12 protein-coding genes and 1 other RNA gene are annotated in these 16124 nt (G+C 73.0%); 2 read left to right on the top strand and 11 right to left on the bottom strand.

Going from position 1 to position 16124, the window contains the following annotated elements; translation table 11 throughout:
- Positions 1–125 precede the first annotated feature (125 nt).
- The 3 genes from AB0M97_RS10600 to nadE all read right to left on the bottom strand — a co-directional run bounded on the left by AB0M97_RS10600 (position 126) and on the right by nadE (position 3940).
- Positions 126–1277 carry a uroporphyrinogen-III synthase gene (locus tag AB0M97_RS10600; RefSeq protein ID WP_365960400.1) on the bottom strand — a complete coding sequence of 384 codons (1152 nt, stop codon included), beginning with the start codon at positions 1275–1277 and terminating at the stop codon, positions 126–128.
- Between the two features lie 134 nt (positions 1278–1411).
- A complete protein-coding gene (locus AB0M97_RS10595; protein WP_365960399.1) occupies positions 1412–2794 on the bottom strand; it encodes a nitrate/nitrite transporter in 1383 nt (460 codons plus the stop codon).
- 315 nt (positions 2795–3109) lie between these two features.
- A complete protein-coding gene (nadE, locus tag AB0M97_RS10590) occupies positions 3110–3940 on the bottom strand; it encodes an ammonia-dependent NAD(+) synthetase (protein WP_365960398.1) in 831 nt (276 codons plus the stop codon).
- Positions 3941–4432: 492 nt separating this feature from the next.
- Between nadE and AB0M97_RS10585 the strand changes: the two genes are divergently transcribed.
- Positions 4433–4885, top strand: coding sequence for a phospholipase (locus AB0M97_RS10585; protein WP_365960397.1), 453 nt, complete (start codon positions 4433–4435; stop codon positions 4883–4885).
- 169 nt (positions 4886–5054) lie between these two features.
- Here AB0M97_RS10585 and AB0M97_RS10580 read toward each other — a convergent pair whose 3' ends face one another.
- The 4 genes from AB0M97_RS10580 to AB0M97_RS10565 form a co-directional block, all read right to left on the bottom strand.
- Positions 5055–6272, bottom strand: coding sequence for an acyltransferase (locus tag AB0M97_RS10580; protein ID WP_365960396.1), 1218 nt, complete (start codon positions 6270–6272; stop codon positions 5055–5057).
- Positions 6273–6333: 61 nt separating this feature from the next.
- Positions 6334–8523: a glycosyltransferase gene (locus AB0M97_RS10575; RefSeq protein WP_365960394.1), complete on the bottom strand. Its 2190-nt coding sequence runs from the start codon at positions 8521–8523 to the stop codon at positions 6334–6336.
- A complete protein-coding gene (locus AB0M97_RS10570) occupies positions 8523–9323 on the bottom strand; it encodes a hypothetical protein (protein WP_365960393.1) in 801 nt (266 codons plus the stop codon). Before AB0M97_RS10570 ends, AB0M97_RS10575 begins: the two co-directional genes overlap by 1 nt.
- A gap of 941 nt (positions 9324–10264) precedes the next feature.
- The gene (locus AB0M97_RS10565) at positions 10265–11227 is read right to left on the bottom strand and encodes a LysR family transcriptional regulator (protein WP_365960392.1); all 963 of its coding nucleotides are present in this window, start codon (positions 11225–11227) and stop codon (positions 10265–10267) included.
- 125 nt (positions 11228–11352) lie between these two features.
- Between AB0M97_RS10565 and AB0M97_RS10560 the strand changes: the two genes are divergently transcribed.
- Positions 11353–12630 carry an MFS transporter gene (locus AB0M97_RS10560; protein WP_365960391.1) on the top strand — a complete coding sequence of 426 codons (1278 nt, stop codon included), beginning with the start codon at positions 11353–11355 and terminating at the stop codon, positions 12628–12630.
- 112 nt (positions 12631–12742) lie between these two features.
- Here the strand turns inward: AB0M97_RS10560 and AB0M97_RS10555 are convergent, their stop codons facing one another.
- The 4 genes from AB0M97_RS10555 to AB0M97_RS10540 form a co-directional block, all read right to left on the bottom strand.
- Positions 12743–13726: a PHB depolymerase family esterase gene (locus AB0M97_RS10555; protein ID WP_365960390.1), complete on the bottom strand. Its 984-nt coding sequence runs from the start codon at positions 13724–13726 to the stop codon at positions 12743–12745.
- Positions 13727–13874: 148 nt separating this feature from the next.
- Positions 13875–14275, bottom strand: a transfer-messenger RNA (tmRNA) gene (gene ssrA, locus AB0M97_RS10550).
- A 140-nt stretch (positions 14276–14415) separates the two neighbouring features.
- On the bottom strand, positions 14416–14895 hold the full coding sequence (smpB, locus tag AB0M97_RS10545) for an SsrA-binding protein SmpB (protein ID WP_365960389.1): 480 nt from the start codon (positions 14893–14895) through the stop codon (positions 14416–14418).
- Positions 14896–14941: 46 nt separating this feature from the next.
- The gene (locus tag AB0M97_RS10540) at positions 14942–16111 is read right to left on the bottom strand and encodes a S41 family peptidase (RefSeq protein WP_365960388.1); all 1170 of its coding nucleotides are present in this window, start codon (positions 16109–16111) and stop codon (positions 14942–14944) included.
- Between the last annotated feature and the right edge of the window lie 13 nt (positions 16112–16124).

Raw genomic sequence — 16124 nt, 5'->3', positions numbered from 1 at the left:
GCCTTTGGGGGGTGCTGGGGGTGCTGGACACCGAGCCAGTGTCGGGCACTGGGCGGTGCCGGGCCTTGGGGGGCGGCGCTGGGCCATTCGCCACCGGCGCGCGGCCCTCCGACCGCCCCCGTCCCTCACCCGTCGGCGTACTTCGCGTCCGTCGCCGGGTCCAGGGCGAGGCGGTAGCCGCGTTTGACGACCGTCTGGATCAGCTTCGGGGCACCGAGGGCCGTGCGGAGCCGGGCCATCGCCGTCTCCACCGCGTGCTCGTCGCGCCCGGCGCCGGGCAGTGCGCGCAGCAGGTCGGCGCGGGCGACCACCCAGCCGGGGCGCCGGGCCAGGGTCCGCAGCAGGGACATCCCGGCGGGCGGCACGGGCTTGAGCTCCCCGTCGACCACCACCGCGTGCCCGCGGATCTCCATGCGGTGCCCGGCGACCGGCAACGCCCGTGCCCGGCCGGGCAGTTCCTGGCACAGCAGCTGGACCAGCGGGCCCAGCCGGAAGCGTTCCGGCTGCACCGTGTCGATGCCGCGGGCCTGCAACGGCAGCGCCGTCACGGGCCCCACGCAGGCCGGCAGCACGTCGTGGCGGAGGGCCTCCAGCAGCTCGGGCAGCAGGCCGCGCTCCTCGGCGCGGGACAGCAGCGACGCGGCGGCGGGCGCGCTGGTGAAGGTGACCGCGTCGACCCCGCGGGAGACGGCGGCGTCCAGCAGGCGGTCGACGGGCCCGATGTCCTCGGGCGGCATCCACCGGTACACCGGCACCCCGACGACCTCTCCCCCGCCGGCCCGCAGCGCCTCCACGAACCCGGGCAGCGGCTCGCCGTGGAGCTGTACGGCGAGCCGGCGGCCCTCGACACCCTCCTCCAGGAGCCGGTCCAGCACCTCCGCCATCGACTCGGACGACGGCGACCACTCCTCCGTCAGCCCGGCGGCCCGGATCGCGCCCTTGACCTTGGGCCCGCGGGCCAGGATCCGCACACCACGCAGCCGGGACAGCAGGGCGTCGCCGAGCCCCCAGCCGTCGGCGGCCTCCACCCAGCCGCGGAAGCCGATCGCGGTCGTCGCCACCACGATGTCCGGCGCCTGGTCGATGATCTCCTTCGTCGCCGCGAGCAGTTCACTGTCGTCGGCGAGCTGCACGATCCGCAGGGCCGGGGCATGCAGGACGGCGGCACCACGCCGCTGGAGGAGTGTCCCCAGTTCGTCGGCCCGGCGGGCGGCGGTCACCCCTACGGTGAAGCCGGCCAGGGGGCCGTGGTCGGGTTGCTGCTGTCGGTCGTCCATGGCTCTCGTCCCGCTCTAATCATCACTCTCACGTGCCGGAAGGCGTTCACATCCAGCGTTCACATCCACGTGCCGAACGAGCCTGTCAACGGCTCGTGACAGGCTCGGTTCGGACGCGTGTCGCCAGTGTTACGTCACACCTCGGCATAGCTGAGCTGCGGCTTCTCCTCGCTGGTGGCGGAAGTGGCCCGCACCTTGGCCGACGGGCGGCGAAGGTATACGGCCCAGGTGACCACGAAGCAGGCGGCGTAGAAGGCGAGGAAGGCGAGGAAGGCGCCGGTTCCGGAGCCGTAGGAGAGGAAGGACTGCCGGAAGGCGAGGTTGATGCCGACGCCGCCGAGCGCGCCGACCGCGCCGATCAGGCCCATCGAGGCGCCGGACAGGCGGCGGCCGTAGCGGGCGGCCTCCTCGCCGGTCAGGCCCTTGGCGAGCGCCTTGTTCTGGAAGATGCCCGGGATCATCTTGAAGGTCGAGCCGTTGCCGAGGCCGGAGAGCACGAACAGCACCACGAAGGCCACGGTGAACAGCCCCAGCGACTCCCGCATGCCGGCGGTGATCAGGACGGCGGTGGCGGCGCCCATGGCGACGAAGTTGTAGAGGGTGATCCTGGCGCCGCCGTACTTGTCGGCGAGCGAGCCGCCGAGCGGCCGGATCAGGGAGCCCAGCAGCGGGCCGATGAAGGTGACGTACGCGGCCTCCAGCGGCGTACGGCCGAACTGGTTCTGCAGGACCTGCCCGAAGGCGAAGCTGTAGCCGATGAAGGAGCCGAACGTGCCGACGTAGATGAAGGCCATGATCCAGGTGTGCGGCTCGCGCACGGCGTCCTTGGCGGCGCCGGTGTCGTTCTTCACCGACGCGATGTTGTCCATGAACAGCCAGGCCAGCACCGCGGCGACCAGGATGAGCGGGATGTAGATGCCGAGCAGGACGCGCGGCCCGCCGTTCGCGCCGATGATCGCGAGGGCGGCCAGCTGGATGACGGGGACGCCGATGTTGCCGCCGCCCGCGTTGAGCCCGAGGGCCCAGCCCTTCTTGCGGAGCGGGAAGAAGGCGTTGATGTTCGTCATGGACGAGGCGAAGTTGCCGCCGCCGACGCCGGCCAGCAGGCCGACGAGCAGGAAGGTGGAGAAGGACGTGCCCGGCTCCATCACGGCGAAGGCGGCGACGGTCGGCACGAGGAGGAGGGCGGCGGAGATCACCGTCCAGTTCCGGCCACCGAAGACGGCGATGGCGAAGGTGTAGGGCACCCGGACGACCGCGCCGACCAGCGTGACCACCGAGGTCAGCAGGAACTTGTCGGCCGGGCTCAGGCCGTACTCCGGTCCCATGAACAGCACCAGCACGGACCACATGGTCCAGACGGAGAACCCGATGTGCTCGGAGAGGACGGAGAAGAACAGGTTGCGGCGGGCGACCTTCTCCCCGGTCTCCTTCCAGAACGTCTCGTCCTCGGGATCCCAGTGCTGGATCCAGCGGCCCCTGCTCGGGGGTGCGGGCGCTGTACTCGGGGCTGTCATGACGCCTCCACGGTGCTCCGGGCTCAGTCGTACTGCGAGTGGCTGAGTCCCGAAGGTAGGGAGGGCGCGTTTCCACACTGTGGCACCCGGTGACCGGAAGGGAACGTTGATCTCACCCTCGGGGCGGAGGGGGTGAGAGGTCGCGTCGCGCGGGGGCGGTGACCGGCGGCGCGTGGAGGCCTGGTGACCGGCGCAGGCCCACGGGACGACGAGGAGCCGCGCAGGTCGTGCGGAGGGCCGGTGACCGGCGGCTGCCCTACGGGGCGATCGGGAGCCGCCGCAGGTCACGCGGAGGGCCGGTGACCGGCGGCTGCCCTACGGGGCGATCGGGAGCTGCCGCTTGTGCTCGGTGAGCCGGTAGCGGCGGACAATGGCCTCGAAGGCGGCCTCGGCGACGGGCTTGCCCTCGAGGAAGTCGTCGATGTCGTCGTAGGTGACGCCGAGCGCGTCCTCGTCGGGCTTGCCCGGGTCCAGGGTCTCCAGGTCGGCGGTCGGGGTCTTCCACACCAGGGCGTCCGGTGCGCCCAGCTCCAGCGCCAGGGCGCGCACGCGCCGCTTGGTGAGGCCGGTGAGCGGCACGACGTCGGCCGCGCCGTCGCCGAACTTGGTGAAGAACCCGGAGACCGCCTCGGCGGCGTGGTCCGTGCCGACGACCAGGCCGTCGTGCGCGCCCGCCACCGCGTACTGGGCGATCATGCGCTGCCGGGCCTTGATGTTGCCGTGCACGAAGTCCTGGTGGTGCGCGTCGCGGAACACCGTGCCGCCGGCTACGACCCCCTCCAGCGCGGCGTCGCTGGCGGGCTTCACGTCGACGGTCAGGACCCGGTCGGGCCGGATGAACTCCAGCGCCAGCCGGGCGTCCTTCTCGTCGGCCTGCACGCCGTACGGCAGCCGCATCGCGTAGAACGTCGCGTCCCGCCCGTCGGCACGCACCCGCTCCACGGCCAGCTGGCACAGCCGCCCCGCGGTCGAGGAGTCCACGCCGCCGCTGATGCCGAGCACGAGTGAGCGCAGTCCCGTGCCGGTCAGCCGCCCGGCGAGGAAGGCCACGCGGCGCTCGATCTCCTGCGCCGCGTCGAAGGACTGGCTCACCTGCAGATCCCGGGCGATCTCCTGCTGCACGGCGGTGGCCTGCGGGTCTGTCACGTCTGCTCCTCACTCGTCCCCGGGGTGGGCCACGGGGGGATGTGTGCTGCCCGAACAACTTTACGGGGGTGGGTGGAGGGCCGGGGGGAGCGGGTGAGGGGTGGGCATGGGGCCGCCGGGGGGGGCGGGACGGTGGGGCGGCCGGGGGGCGGGACGGTGGGGCGGCCGGGGCGGTCGCCGGGCAGGTCGGTCGGACCTCCCGCCCTCGAGACCGACTCGACGCGGAATCGAGCGAGGGCGACGGGACTCGGAACCGTCCAGGACAAAAGCGCTGGTGAGACTGTCGAAACCCCGGTGACCGCCGAGGCTACGGGGTCTGCATGGAACTGCACGCCCTCTTGTTCTTCAGGTCCATGTCAAGGGAAAGTCCCTCCTGCGTCACGCTACGCGCATAGCGTCACCCCCACCAAGGAGCCAACTACCGGTCCCCGTACGGCAGTTGCCTCCCCCAGACCACGCACCGCGACCCGGTGCACCTACTTGAGGAGTCCCATGCCCCGCACCGCTCTCAAGGGTCTGGTCGCCGCCGCTGTCACCTCGGCGACCGTCTTCGCCACCGCCTCGTCCGCCACGGCCGTCCCCGCCGACAAGGCCCAGGTCCTCGCCGGCTGGACCCAGACCAGCGCCACGAGCTACAACGCCTGGGCGTCGGCCGAGGCCAACCGCTCCGCCTGGTCGGCCTACGCCTTCAACTGGTCGACCGACTACTGCAGCTCCTCCCCCGACAACCCCTTCGGCTTCCCCTTCCAGAAGGCCTGCCAGCGCCACGACTTCGGCTACCGCAACTACAAGGAGATCGGCACCTTCTCCGCCAACAAGTCCCGCATCGACAGCGCCTTCTACGAGGACCTCAAGCGCGTGTGCAGCCGCTACTCCGGCTCCACGCTGACGTCCTGCAACAGCACGGCCTGGACGTACTACCAGGCAGTCCGCGCCTTCGGCTGAGCGCCGGCGCACACCTGAACGGGCAGCCCCGCCGTCGACCTCCCGACGGCGGGGCTGCTTTCCCGCTGGTCGACCCACGCATCGCCATCGGGTGAGCCCCCTGCCCGCCACGCAATAGGTGAGGGCCGTCGGAACTGCTGTCCGACGGCCCTCCACGGTGTGCGCGCTGTCAGGGCCGCCCGCGCCTCCTGCCCGACGCGGCCTTCGCCGTCGTCGGCCACAACTGCGGCTTCCGCCTGGCCGCCAGGTCCTCCGCCCACCCGAACCAGACGATGCAGCTGCAGATGAGGACCCACGTGCACGCCAGTACGGGCCACTGGCTCTCCAGCAGCCAGGAGACGTGCATCGACAGCACGTCGATGTTCCACAGCTGGTCCCACATCGTCACGACGACGAGGATGCACACGTTGTGCCACAGGTAGATCGTCACCGCCCGGGAATTGAGCAGTTCGATCACGTTGTCCCAACGGCGCAGCCAGCGGGGCCAGTCGGTCCAGGAGGGGCTGACGTGCAGGAGCAGCAGCACCGTCCCGAGGGACCAGAGCGCCTGGGCGAGCGGCATGGAGTCCAGGTCGTGGTCGGTCCCGAAGCCGTGCGCCATGGCGTACCACAGCCCCAGGCAGGCGATCACCGGGGCCGTCGACGGGACGACGTAACTGGGCAGGCGCTTGAGCATGCCCTGTTGGTGGGCCATGCCCAGGATCCAGCAGGCGCCGAAGGTGCTGAAGTCGGTGAGTGCGGAGGGCATCCGCTCGCCGGGAAGGGTGACGTACCCGAACTCCAGGACCGCCGACAGGGCGACGGGGAACAGCAGAGTCGCCCACGGCAGCGCGCGCAGCGCCCGCAGCAGGAACGGGGAGAGCAGGACGAACCAGAGGTAGGCGCGGATGTACCACAGCGGACCGGCCAGGTCCGTCGCCCAGTCCTCACCGAGGATGCCGCGAATGCCCCGCAGCCCTTCGGCGTACGGCGGGTCGCTCAGCGGCAGGATCCAGAAGACGAGGTGCAGCCACCACCAGCCCGGGCGACCGTCGTCGTTCGGGCCCCAGCCCTGCAGCAGCATGCCCGTCACACCCACCGCGCCGAGCAGCCACAGCGGTGGCAGCAGACGGCGCAGCCGGCCCCGGACGACCTGCAGCGGCGGGCGCTTGAGGGAACGCGCCATGAGGTTGCCGGCGAGCGCGAACATCACGCCCATCGACGGGAACACCACCGGCAGCCAGGCCCACCCGGTCAGGTGGTAGAGCACGACGCGGAAGAGGGCGACGGCGCGCAGGAAGTCGAAGTACCGGTCCCGCACCGGTCCCGGCCGGGGCTGCCCGGAGGGCGGCGGCCGGTCGGAGGGGTCCGTCCCGGAGGGTGCGGCGGAGGTGGTCAGGTCCGGCATGTGCTGGCTTTCCTGTGTCTGTGCGGGCCTGCCGGCCGTGGGGGTGCCGCAGGCGTGGTGCTCATGGGACCGGCCGTCCGCCCAGGACGGGAGGCTGTACGTCGGCGGGCGGCGGCGCGCCCACGACCCCGGTCCGCCGCAGCTTCTGCCACCGCAGTCGGCCACCCGTCAGTGCCGTGATCCAGGACTGGAGCAGCACGACGTACATGAGCTGGCGGTAGAGGATTTGCTGGAGCGGGAGGGAGATCAGGTGGGTCATGGGTTCGCGGTCGAGGCGGAAGGCGTAGGCCGCGCAGACCGCCTGGATGGCGAGGACGCCCAGCCAGGCCACGATCGTCTTCTGCGTCGGCCCGAAGACGAGGCCGTAGAGCAGGAAGATGTCGATCAAGGGGGCGAGGAGAGGGGCCAGGACCATGAAGAGGGAGACCAGGGGGAGGCCCACGCGACCGAAGCGGCCCGACGGGCCGGTCTCGATCAGGGCCCTGCGGTGCTTCCAGATGGCCTGCATCGTGCCGTACGACCAGCGGTAGCGCTGGGACCACAGCTGCTGCACGGTCTCCGGGGCCTCGGTCCACGCGCGGGCGTTCTCCGCGTAGACCACGCGCCAGCCGTCGCGGTGCAGGGCCATCGTGATGTCGGTGTCCTCGGCGAGCGTGTCGTCGCTCATGCCGCCGACCCGCTCCAGGGCGCTGCGGCGGAAGGCGCCGACTGCGCCGGGGATGGTCGGCATGCAGCGCAGGACGTCGTACATACGGCGGTCGAGGTTGAAGCCCATCACGTACTCGATGTGCTGCCACGCGCCGATCAGGCTGTCCTTGTTGCCGACCTTCGCGTTGCCCGCGACGGCGCCGACGCGCGGGTCGCCGAAGGGCTGGACGAGTTCGCGGACCGTGGACGGCTCGAAGACCGTGTCGCCGTCCATCATCACGACGATGTCGTAACGCGCGTTGGCGAGGCCGCGGTTGAGGGCCGCCGGTTTGCCCGCGTTCAGCTGGCGGACGACGCGGACGTTCGGCAGGCCCATCGCCTCCACGATGCGGGCCGTGCCGTCCGAGGAGCCGTCGTCCACGACGACGATCTCGATCGGGTGCTCGCCGGCCGTCAGGGAACGGACGGTGTTCTCGATGCACTTCGCCTCGTTGTACGCCGGGACCAGCACCGACACCGGTTCGGTGACCGGCGGCCCCCAGCGGAAGCCGCGGCGGCGCACCCGGCGGGCGTGCGCGCCGGAGAGGACGAGCATCAGCAGGAAGCGGCCGATGACGAGCGAGCCGATGACCGCGAGGCCGGCCACCAGAACGCCGGTGACCTTCTCCGCGGCCTGGACCAGGAGGATCCACACCTTGCCCTTCCACAGCTCGACGCCGCCGACGGCGCTGTGCGCGCTGGGCGCGTCCAGGGCCTCGGTGAGGTTGTCGAACTCGTAGCCGTCGTCCCTGAGGCCGGGCAGCATCCGGTCCAGTGCCGCGACCGTCTGGCTGCGGTCGCCGCCCGAGTCGTGCATCAGGACGATGGCGCCCTCGCCGTCCTTGGGCGTGGCGCGGCGGATGATCTCCTCGACGCCCGGCCGCTGCCAGTCCTCGCTGTCGGTGTCGTTGACGACGGTGATGTAGCCGCGTGAGCCGATGTACTGGGTGACCGGCCACGACTCGTTGTCCATGGCGGCGGAGAACGACGAGTACGGCGGCCGGAAGAGGGAGGTGCGGATGCCGGCGGCGCCGGTGATGGCGAGCTGGTTCTGCGACAGCTCCCAGTCGATGCGCTTCTTCGACTGGTAGGACAGGTCGGGGTGGTTGAAGGTGTGCAGCCCGATCTCGTGGCCCTCGTCGACCATGCGCCTGACGAGGCCGGGATGGCGCGAGGCCATGCTGCCGGTGACGAAGAAGACGGCGTGCGCGTCGTGCTTCTTCAGCACGTCCAGGACCTTCGGGGTCCACACGGGGTCCGGGCCGTCGTCGAAGGTGAGGACGAGCCGGTGGTCGGGCACGCGCAGGGTGTCGGTGCGGCCGCTGCGGGTGTCGATGACCGGACCGCCCTTGAGGATCCGCTCGGGCACCTTGTCGGCGGGCGCGGGCGGGCGGACCCGGTGGTCGGCGAGGATCTCGCTGTGCACGTAGCCGCGGAGCATCAGCATCGCCAGCAGGGCGACGAGGACGAGCGAGGGAAGCAGGAAGCGCATCGGCACACGGCGGCGCCGGGGGCCGCCGCGGGCGCCGGTCGCGGGCCTGCGGCGGTGGGAGCGGGATGCCATCAGAGGACGTACTCCGGGGACGTGGACGAGCGGGCGCCGGGCTCCTGGGGGGAGCCGGGGGCGGGTGTGGAGTCGCCCGGTCCGGCGGCGACGGCGTCGGCCACGGCGGGTTCGCCGCCGCCGGTGGTCCCCGTCGGGCCGACCGTGGTCCCGGTGGGCGTGGGGGTCGGCTCCGGGTCCTTGGTGTCCGGTGAGGGCGTGCCCTTCGTCGGGGCGGGGCCGACGCCGGTGCCCGGCCGGGGGGTGGTCCGCGTCTGGGTCGGCCGCGGGTCGGCGCTCGTGCCCGCTCCGCCGGGGCCGGCCGGCGCGCCGGTGCTCGTGCCGGGCGACGGGGGCGTGCTGTCGTCGGGCGACGGGGAGGTGTCGGGTTCGGGGCTGCCGGTGCCGGTGGGCCGCGTCGAGCCGGTGGGCAGCGGGCTGGTGTCGACCTGTCCGGCGGGCTGCTGGTCCTGCTGGCCCGGGACGGGCAGCCAGGGCGCGTCGGAACTGCCGGACAGCAGCGTCGCCACGATGACGACGGCGTAGACCGCGCAGGTGAGGGCCACGGCCATGCCGAGGCGGCGGAAGCGGCGGCTACGGCGGCCGGACTCGTCCACGAACACCGGCCCGTCCGAGGCGTCCTGGCCGCCGGCGGCGCTCGCGGCCCGGCGTATCAGCCCGTCGCCGAGCTGCACGGCGTCGAGCTGCACGGTGACCTCGTGCGGGTCGACGGTGGGGTCGTGGTGACCGCCGGGATCGGAGCCCTGCTGCCACGGATCGCGGGGGGCGGCGGGACGGCCGGCCTCGGTAGCGGGGCGCACGCCGGGCGCGGCGTGGCGGGCGGCGGTGTGGGTGCGGGCGGTCTCGGCGGTACGGCCGGTGTCGGTACGGCCGGTGTCGGTACGGCCGGTGTCGGTACGGCCGGGGCCGACGGCGGGCGCGGCGGCGTGGCGGCCGGCGGCGGGCCGGTCGAAGACGGACGCGTCAAAGGCAAAGGGGTCGGCGGCAGGGCGCCCGAAGACAGACGGGTCAGGGGCAGACGGGTCGGGAGCAGACCGGTCAGGGGCAGCGGGGGCGGCGGCGGGCCGGTGGCCGGCGGCCCGGGCCGCCCACCCAACACCGGTCCCCTTGACGGATGCGGTCCCCCGGCCGGTCCCACTGCCAGCCTCCCGGCCGGTCCCCGCCCCGCCCGCCTGACCCCCGCCCGCCTGCTGCGGAACCGCCGGAGACGGGAACGCCGGAGACGGGAACCCCTGCTGCGGAAACGCCGGAGGCGGACATCCCTGTCCCGCAGACCCCTGCTGCTCCGAAAACGCCTGTGGCGGAAAGACCCGCGTCGCCTCCGCCCGCGGCAGCAGCTCCGTCTCGTCGGTGTCCGGCGTCAGCCGATACCGGACGTCGCCGCGCAAGGTTTCGGCCCGGGCCGCTCCGGAGGGTGCGCCGGTGTCGCGGCCGGGCGGTCCGGGAAAGGCCCGGGTGGCTGTGGAGCCCGCGCCGTCTTCTCCCGTCCCCGGCAGCTCCTGAGCCGCGGACGCGACCACGGGCCACTCCGGTTGGGCGTCTTCTCGCCAATTGTTCACGCGCGCGCTTCCCCCCACGGGACAGTTCTGGGTGCGCCTACGACTCCGAGCACCCGTCGACCGACCCGGGCCCCCACCCGGTTCGAGCGCCCCCCTTTACCACACCGTGCTCAGGCGAAGAATGTAGCGCACGCGGAGGAACCGTGGTTGCCGCACGTCGCTCGTCGGACCGCGCAACGGCCTCAGGAGGACGCCATGACGCTCTCGTCACCGTCCGGCAGCCATCCCCCCGGTGGTCTGCGCAACCATCCCTCACCTGCACTGACCTGAGCCGCGGCCGTACGCAGGGCGTCGAGCGCGGGGTGGGTCAGTCGCCTTCGCCACACCAGGGACACGGGCGACAGCGGCACGGGGTCGACCAGGGGCCGTACGACCGTCGCCGGCAGGGCCGGGAAGTCCCGCACGGCCAGGATCGGGTTGCGCCTCTTCGCCATGATGCGCTGGAACTCCTCCTCCCCGATGGCCAGCGGCGCGGGTGGCGCGATTCGTATCCCCCGCCCCTCGAACAGCTGTACGGCGAGATCGGTCCATTCGGGGGTACGGGGGTTGCCGGCGCCCGCGTACACGGACTCCCCGGCGAGGGCGGCGAGCGGCACCTCGGGCAGCCCGGCCAGCCGGTGGTCCTCGGGCAGGACGACGGCCATCGGCTCGTAGCGCACCGGCTGGTGGTCCAGGCCGGCCCGCAGCGCCGGGTCCAGTCCGGCGAACCGGCCGAACGACGCGTCCAGGCGGCCGGCGATCAGCTCCCCGGCGGCGTAGGTCAGGCCGCTTTCGTAGCGGGCCATCAGCTCGTGCTCGGGGGCGAGTTCCCGGGCCCGGTGCAGGACGCGGCGGCCGGTGCTCAGGCCCGGGGAGTTCAGGTCGACGAGCAGCGGGCGGGCCTGGCCGAAGGCGGCGAGCAGCTCGTCCTGGGCCTGGAGCGCGCGGCGCGCGTACGGCACGAGGCGCTCGCCGTCGGCGGTCAGCGTGACCTGCCGGGTGGTGCGGACGAAGAGGTCGGCGCCCAGTTCCCGCTCCAGGCGCCGGATGTCCCGGCTGAGCGCCTGCTGGGCGACGTAGAGGCGGACCGCGGCGCGGGTGAAGTGCAGTTCCTCGGCGACGGCGAGGAAGGCCCGCAGCAGGCGCGGGTCGAGGTGGGCGGGCACCGGGCGAACTTACAACGCGGACGCGTGAGTCCGTACCGGTCGTGCCGGGATTCACAACGGGAGTGCGTCAATGGGCGCCGGTCAGGTGTTGGACCGCCCGATCGCCCCGGGGCGACGGTGGGGACATGCCGCACTCCCCTTCCCGCCAGGCCCTTCTGCTCACCGTCACGGGCGACACCCTCGTCGCCGCCGACCTCAGCCCGAGGGGCGGGCCGCCGCGCCGCCCGCCCGGTCCCTACCGGCGCCTGCTGCGCCACTCCGGCGCCCGCGCCTTCACCCTCGGGAACCTGATGGCCCGGCTGCCGATGGGCATGTTCAGCGTCAGCGCCGTGATGATGATCGCCGGGACGCGCGGCTCCTACGCCCTCGCCGGGGCCGTCACCGCGACCGGCCTCGCGGCGACGGCGGTGGTCGCGCCCTGGGTCGCGCGGCTCGTCGACCGGTACGGCCAGGCCCGGGTCGCCGTGCCCGCCACCGCGTTCGCCGTGTGCGGCTCACTCGCCCTGCTGCTGTGCGTGCGCCACGGCACCCCCGACTGGACGCTGTTCGCCGCCTACGCCGCCACCGCCACGACGCCCAATACGGGGGGCATGTCCCGGGCGCGCTGGGCCCACCTGCTCGGCGACGACACGGCGGCGCGGCACACCGCGAACTCCTTCGAGCAGGCGGTGGACGAGCTGTGCTTCATGCTGGGCCCGGTGCTCGCGGCCTTTCTGTGCGGGACGTTCTTCCCGGAGGCGGGCACCCTCGCCGCCGCCGTGCTGCTGCTGACCGGCGTGCTGCTGTTCGCCGCGCAGCGCTCCACCGAGCCGCCCGTGCACCGGCGCACGCCCGCGAAGTCGCCGCTGCGCGCGCCCGGCATGCCGTCGCTGCTGGCGGTGTGCCTGGCGACGGGCGGGGTGTTCGGCGCGATGGAGGTCGTGACGATCGCGTTCGTGGACGCGCAGGGCCACCGCACGGCGGCCGGTGCGGTGCTGGCGCTCCAGGCGGCCGGTTCGTGCGCGGCCGGGCTGCTGTACGGCGCCGTCCGCCCGGCCGGGCCCGCCGGGTCCCGGCTGACGTGGTGCGTCGCGGCGATGGCGGCGCTGCTGACGCTGCCGCTGCTCGCGGCGTCCCTGACCGGCTCGCTGGTGCTGGTGGCGGGCGCGCTGCTGCTCGCCGGGATGGCGACCGCGCCGACCATGGTCACCACGATGACGCTGGTTCAGCGCCGCACCCCCGAGGGCCGCCTGAACGAGGGCATGACGCTCGCGGTCACCGGCCTGCTGGGCGGGATCGCGTGCGGCAGCGCGGCCGGCGGCTGGACCGTGGAGCACGTCTCGGCCACCGCCGGGTACGGCGTCCCGGTCACGGCGGCGACGGCGGCCCTGCTGATCAGCTGCGCGCCGAGGGCGCGTGACTGACACCGCCGGCGCCCGCCCGGCCGCAGGATCACAGGAGTTCGACGGCCGTTCGGAGGCCCGCCTCGGCGCACCGGACGGCACGCTTCGGCGGGACCTCGTCGCGCGGCACCGCTCAGCCGAGGCCCCAGGCCCGCCCGAGCCGGTACGCGGCGCACAGGTTCACGTCGAGGAAGTAGGAGCCGGCCGCGCCGCACTGCTCCACGCCGCTGCCCGGGTCGACGGGCTGCCCGTGCCCCATGCCGGTGATCTCGTACGTCTCGACGACGGCGTTCCCGCCCGGGCCCCGGTAGACCCGGTGCGGGTATCCGGCCACGGTGTCGGCGACGTCGGCGGTCTGGTCGGCGCGGTGCACGTTGGTCCACTGCTCCACCAGGTCGGTCATGTTGACCGGCTTGACCGTGTAGTCGGCGGTGCCGTGCAGCACGGTGAGCGTGGGCCACGGTCCGGTGTGGCCGGGCCGTGCGGCGCGCACCCGGTCGCCCCACTGCTGCGGGGTCTGCGTGGCACCGACGTACATGCACACGTACGGCGACCCGGCGGCCTGCGCGCAGCCGTGGGGCAGCCCGGCGACGACACCGCCCGCGGCGAACTTCTCCGGGTACGTCGCCATCATCACGGAGGTCATGCCGCCGCCCGCGGACAGGCCGGTGACGTAGACGCGGGACGGGGCACCGGAGACGTCGGCGAGCTGGCGGTCCACCATCTGCGCGATGGACGCGGCCTCGCCCTGGCCGCGCTGGATGTCGCCGGTCTGGAACCAGTTGAAGCAGGAGGAGGCGTTGTTGGCGCTCTGCTGCTGGGGCAGCACGACGGAGAAGCCCCAGCGGTCGGCGAGTTGCGTCCAGCCGGTGCCGGTGCCGTAACCGGGCGCGTTCTGCGTGCAGCCGTGCAGGGCGACGACGACGGGCCGCCCGGCGGGCAGTCCGTCGGGCACGTACCGGAACATGCGCAGCGCGCCGGGGTTGGTGCCGAAGCCGGTGACCTCCTGGAGGGAGGCGGCCTGAGCGGTCGTGGGGGTCACAAGGGCCGTGAGGAGGACTACCAGGACGGTCGCCAGGAGGAGGCGGGGGGATGACGCGGCTCTGGTCTGTGTCATGCCGAGGAACGGTAGAAGCGTGAACCACCCGCCGATATGGAGTGGGGCCCCACAACGGCGGGGCCCGCGATGGGCGCCGCCACCAGAGCGCGCCCGCGCCACGCAAGAACCCCCGACCCGGTTTCCCGGGCGGGGGTTCTTCATGGGGTGGTGGAGATGGCGGGAATCGAACCCGCGTCCAACGGTGCGGAACCAGGGCTTCTCCGTGTGCAGTCCGCTGTGCTTTTCTCAGCCCCGGAGATCACGCGGACAAGTCTCCGACGGGCTCAGTCACTGTGTGATTTCCCTCTACGCCCCGTGACCGGGCCTAGAGGTTTAGTTCCCTAGCTGATGCCAGGATCCGGGTCGGGAACAGCCCCGGGCTGACACTCCCTTAGTAGGAGGCTCGCTCTGCTACCTGAGATCAGGCAGCGAGGGCGAAGGCCTGCTGGGAGGAATCGCGCTTGGTGTTGGCGATTATTTTTTTCGGCCTGTGGTTTACGAGATCATGGCCGCTTCCTCGACACGCTTCCCCTGCTTCGACAGCCGCTGTCGAAACCGATCATCCCCATGTTGATTTGACAAGCTGCGCACCCGCTGTGAGGTGCAGATCCCATCGTACGTGACCAACGCACGTCGATGCCAGCGCATTCCCGGCGCTCTCCCGCCCCGTGCCCCGGCCGGGCGGCGTCCGGGCGCGCGCCCCCGGGTCAGGCGCGCTGCTTGCGGCGGATCGCGGAGATCACGCGGTCGGCCTCGCGGCGGTCCTGCTTCTCCCGCAGCGTCTGCCGCTTGTCGTACTCCTTCTTGCCCTTCGCCAGCGCGATCTCGACCTTGGCGCGGCCGTCCTTGAAGTACAGGGCGAGCGGCACGATCGTGTGCCCCGTCTCCTGGGACTTCGACTCCAGCTTCTCGATCTCGGCCCGGTGCAGGAGCAGCTTGCGCTTGCGGCGGGCGCTGTGGTTGGTCCACGTGCCCTGGGTGTACTCCGGCACGTGCACGTTGTGGAGCCACGCCTCGTGCCCGTCGAGCTGCACGAAGCCGTCGACCAGCGACGCCCGGCCCTGGCGCAGCGACTTCACCTCGGTCCCGGTGAGGACGAGACCGGCCTCGTAGGTGTCGATGATGAGGTAGTCGTGCCGCGCCTTCTTGTTCTGCGCGATCAGCTTGCGCCCTTTTTCCTTTGCCATAGTGCCGCCATTTTCGCACTACGAGGGGGGTGGGCGGGAAGCCGTTTCACTCGGCGGCGCCGAGGCCGCCGAGGACCGTCGCGGCGCGGGCCAGCGCCTGCCGGTCCGCCTCCAGGTCGGGGGTGATGCCCCGGCCGTCGACGCCCCGCCCGGAGGGGGTGCGGTAGTGGCCGACGGTCAGCTCGGCGACGGAGCCGTCGGGCAGCCGGCGCGGCATCTGCACGGAGCCCTTGCCGAAGGTCCGGGAGCCGACGACGACCGCGCGCCCGCGGTCCTGGAGCGCCCCGGTGAGCAGCTCGGCGGCGCTCATCGTGCCGCCGTCGACGAGGGCGACCAGGGGCCGGGCGGTGTCGCCGCCGGGGTCGGCGTGCAGGGCGCGCTGGGCGCCGTCGACGTCGTAGGTGGCGACGAGGCCGCCGTCGAGGAAGGCGGACGCGGCGGTCACGGCCTCGGTGACCAGGCCGCCGGAGTTGCCGCGCAGGTCGAGGACGACTCCGGTGCCGGCCGGGGCCCGCCGCACGGCGGTGCGGACCTGTGCGCCGGCGCCCTTGGTGAACGCGGCGACCTTGATCACGGTGACGCCGCCGGGCAGGCGCCGCACGCTCACCGAGTCGGTGGTCAGCCGGGCGCGGCGCAGGGTCTCGGTCCACGCGCGTGTGCCGCGCTCCAGGCCGAGGCGGACGGTGCTGCCGGCGACGGCGTCGGTGGCGTCGCCGCGCAGCAGGGAGACGACCTCGGTGACCGGCCGCCCGTCGACGCGGTGGCCGTCGACGCTGCGCAGCCGGTCGCCCGCGCGGAGCCCGGCGTCCGCGGCGGGCGAGCCGGGCTTGACCTTCGTCACCTCGATACGGCCGTCCCGCTCGAGCCGGGCCCACAGCCCGACGCCGGTGTACTGGCCGTCGAGGGTCTCCTCGAACTCCTCGTACTCGCCCTCGGAGTAGACGGCGGCCCAGCGGTCTCCGCTGCGGCTGACGGCGCGCCGGGCGGCCTCCACGGGCGACTTGCCGTCGGCCATCGCCTCCTCGGCGGCCCTGGTGACGTCGCCGTGGTGAGCGGCGGGGGCGGCCGGGCGGGCCGTGTCGGGCCTGGGCTCCCGCCCGGGTCCCGGCAGTGAGCCGGTGGCCGCGCCGGCGACGAGGACGCTGGTGAACACCAAGGTCAGGGCGGCCCCGCGGCGCCGGCGGCGGGGCTGACAGAACAGGTCACGACCTGACATGCCGGTGAGTCTA

The sequence above is a fragment of the Streptomyces sp. NPDC051207 genome, from assembly GCF_040682395.1.
Classification (GTDB): domain Bacteria; phylum Actinomycetota; class Actinomycetes; order Streptomycetales; family Streptomycetaceae; genus Streptomyces.
This window is presented reverse-complemented; position numbering and strand designations above follow the sequence as displayed.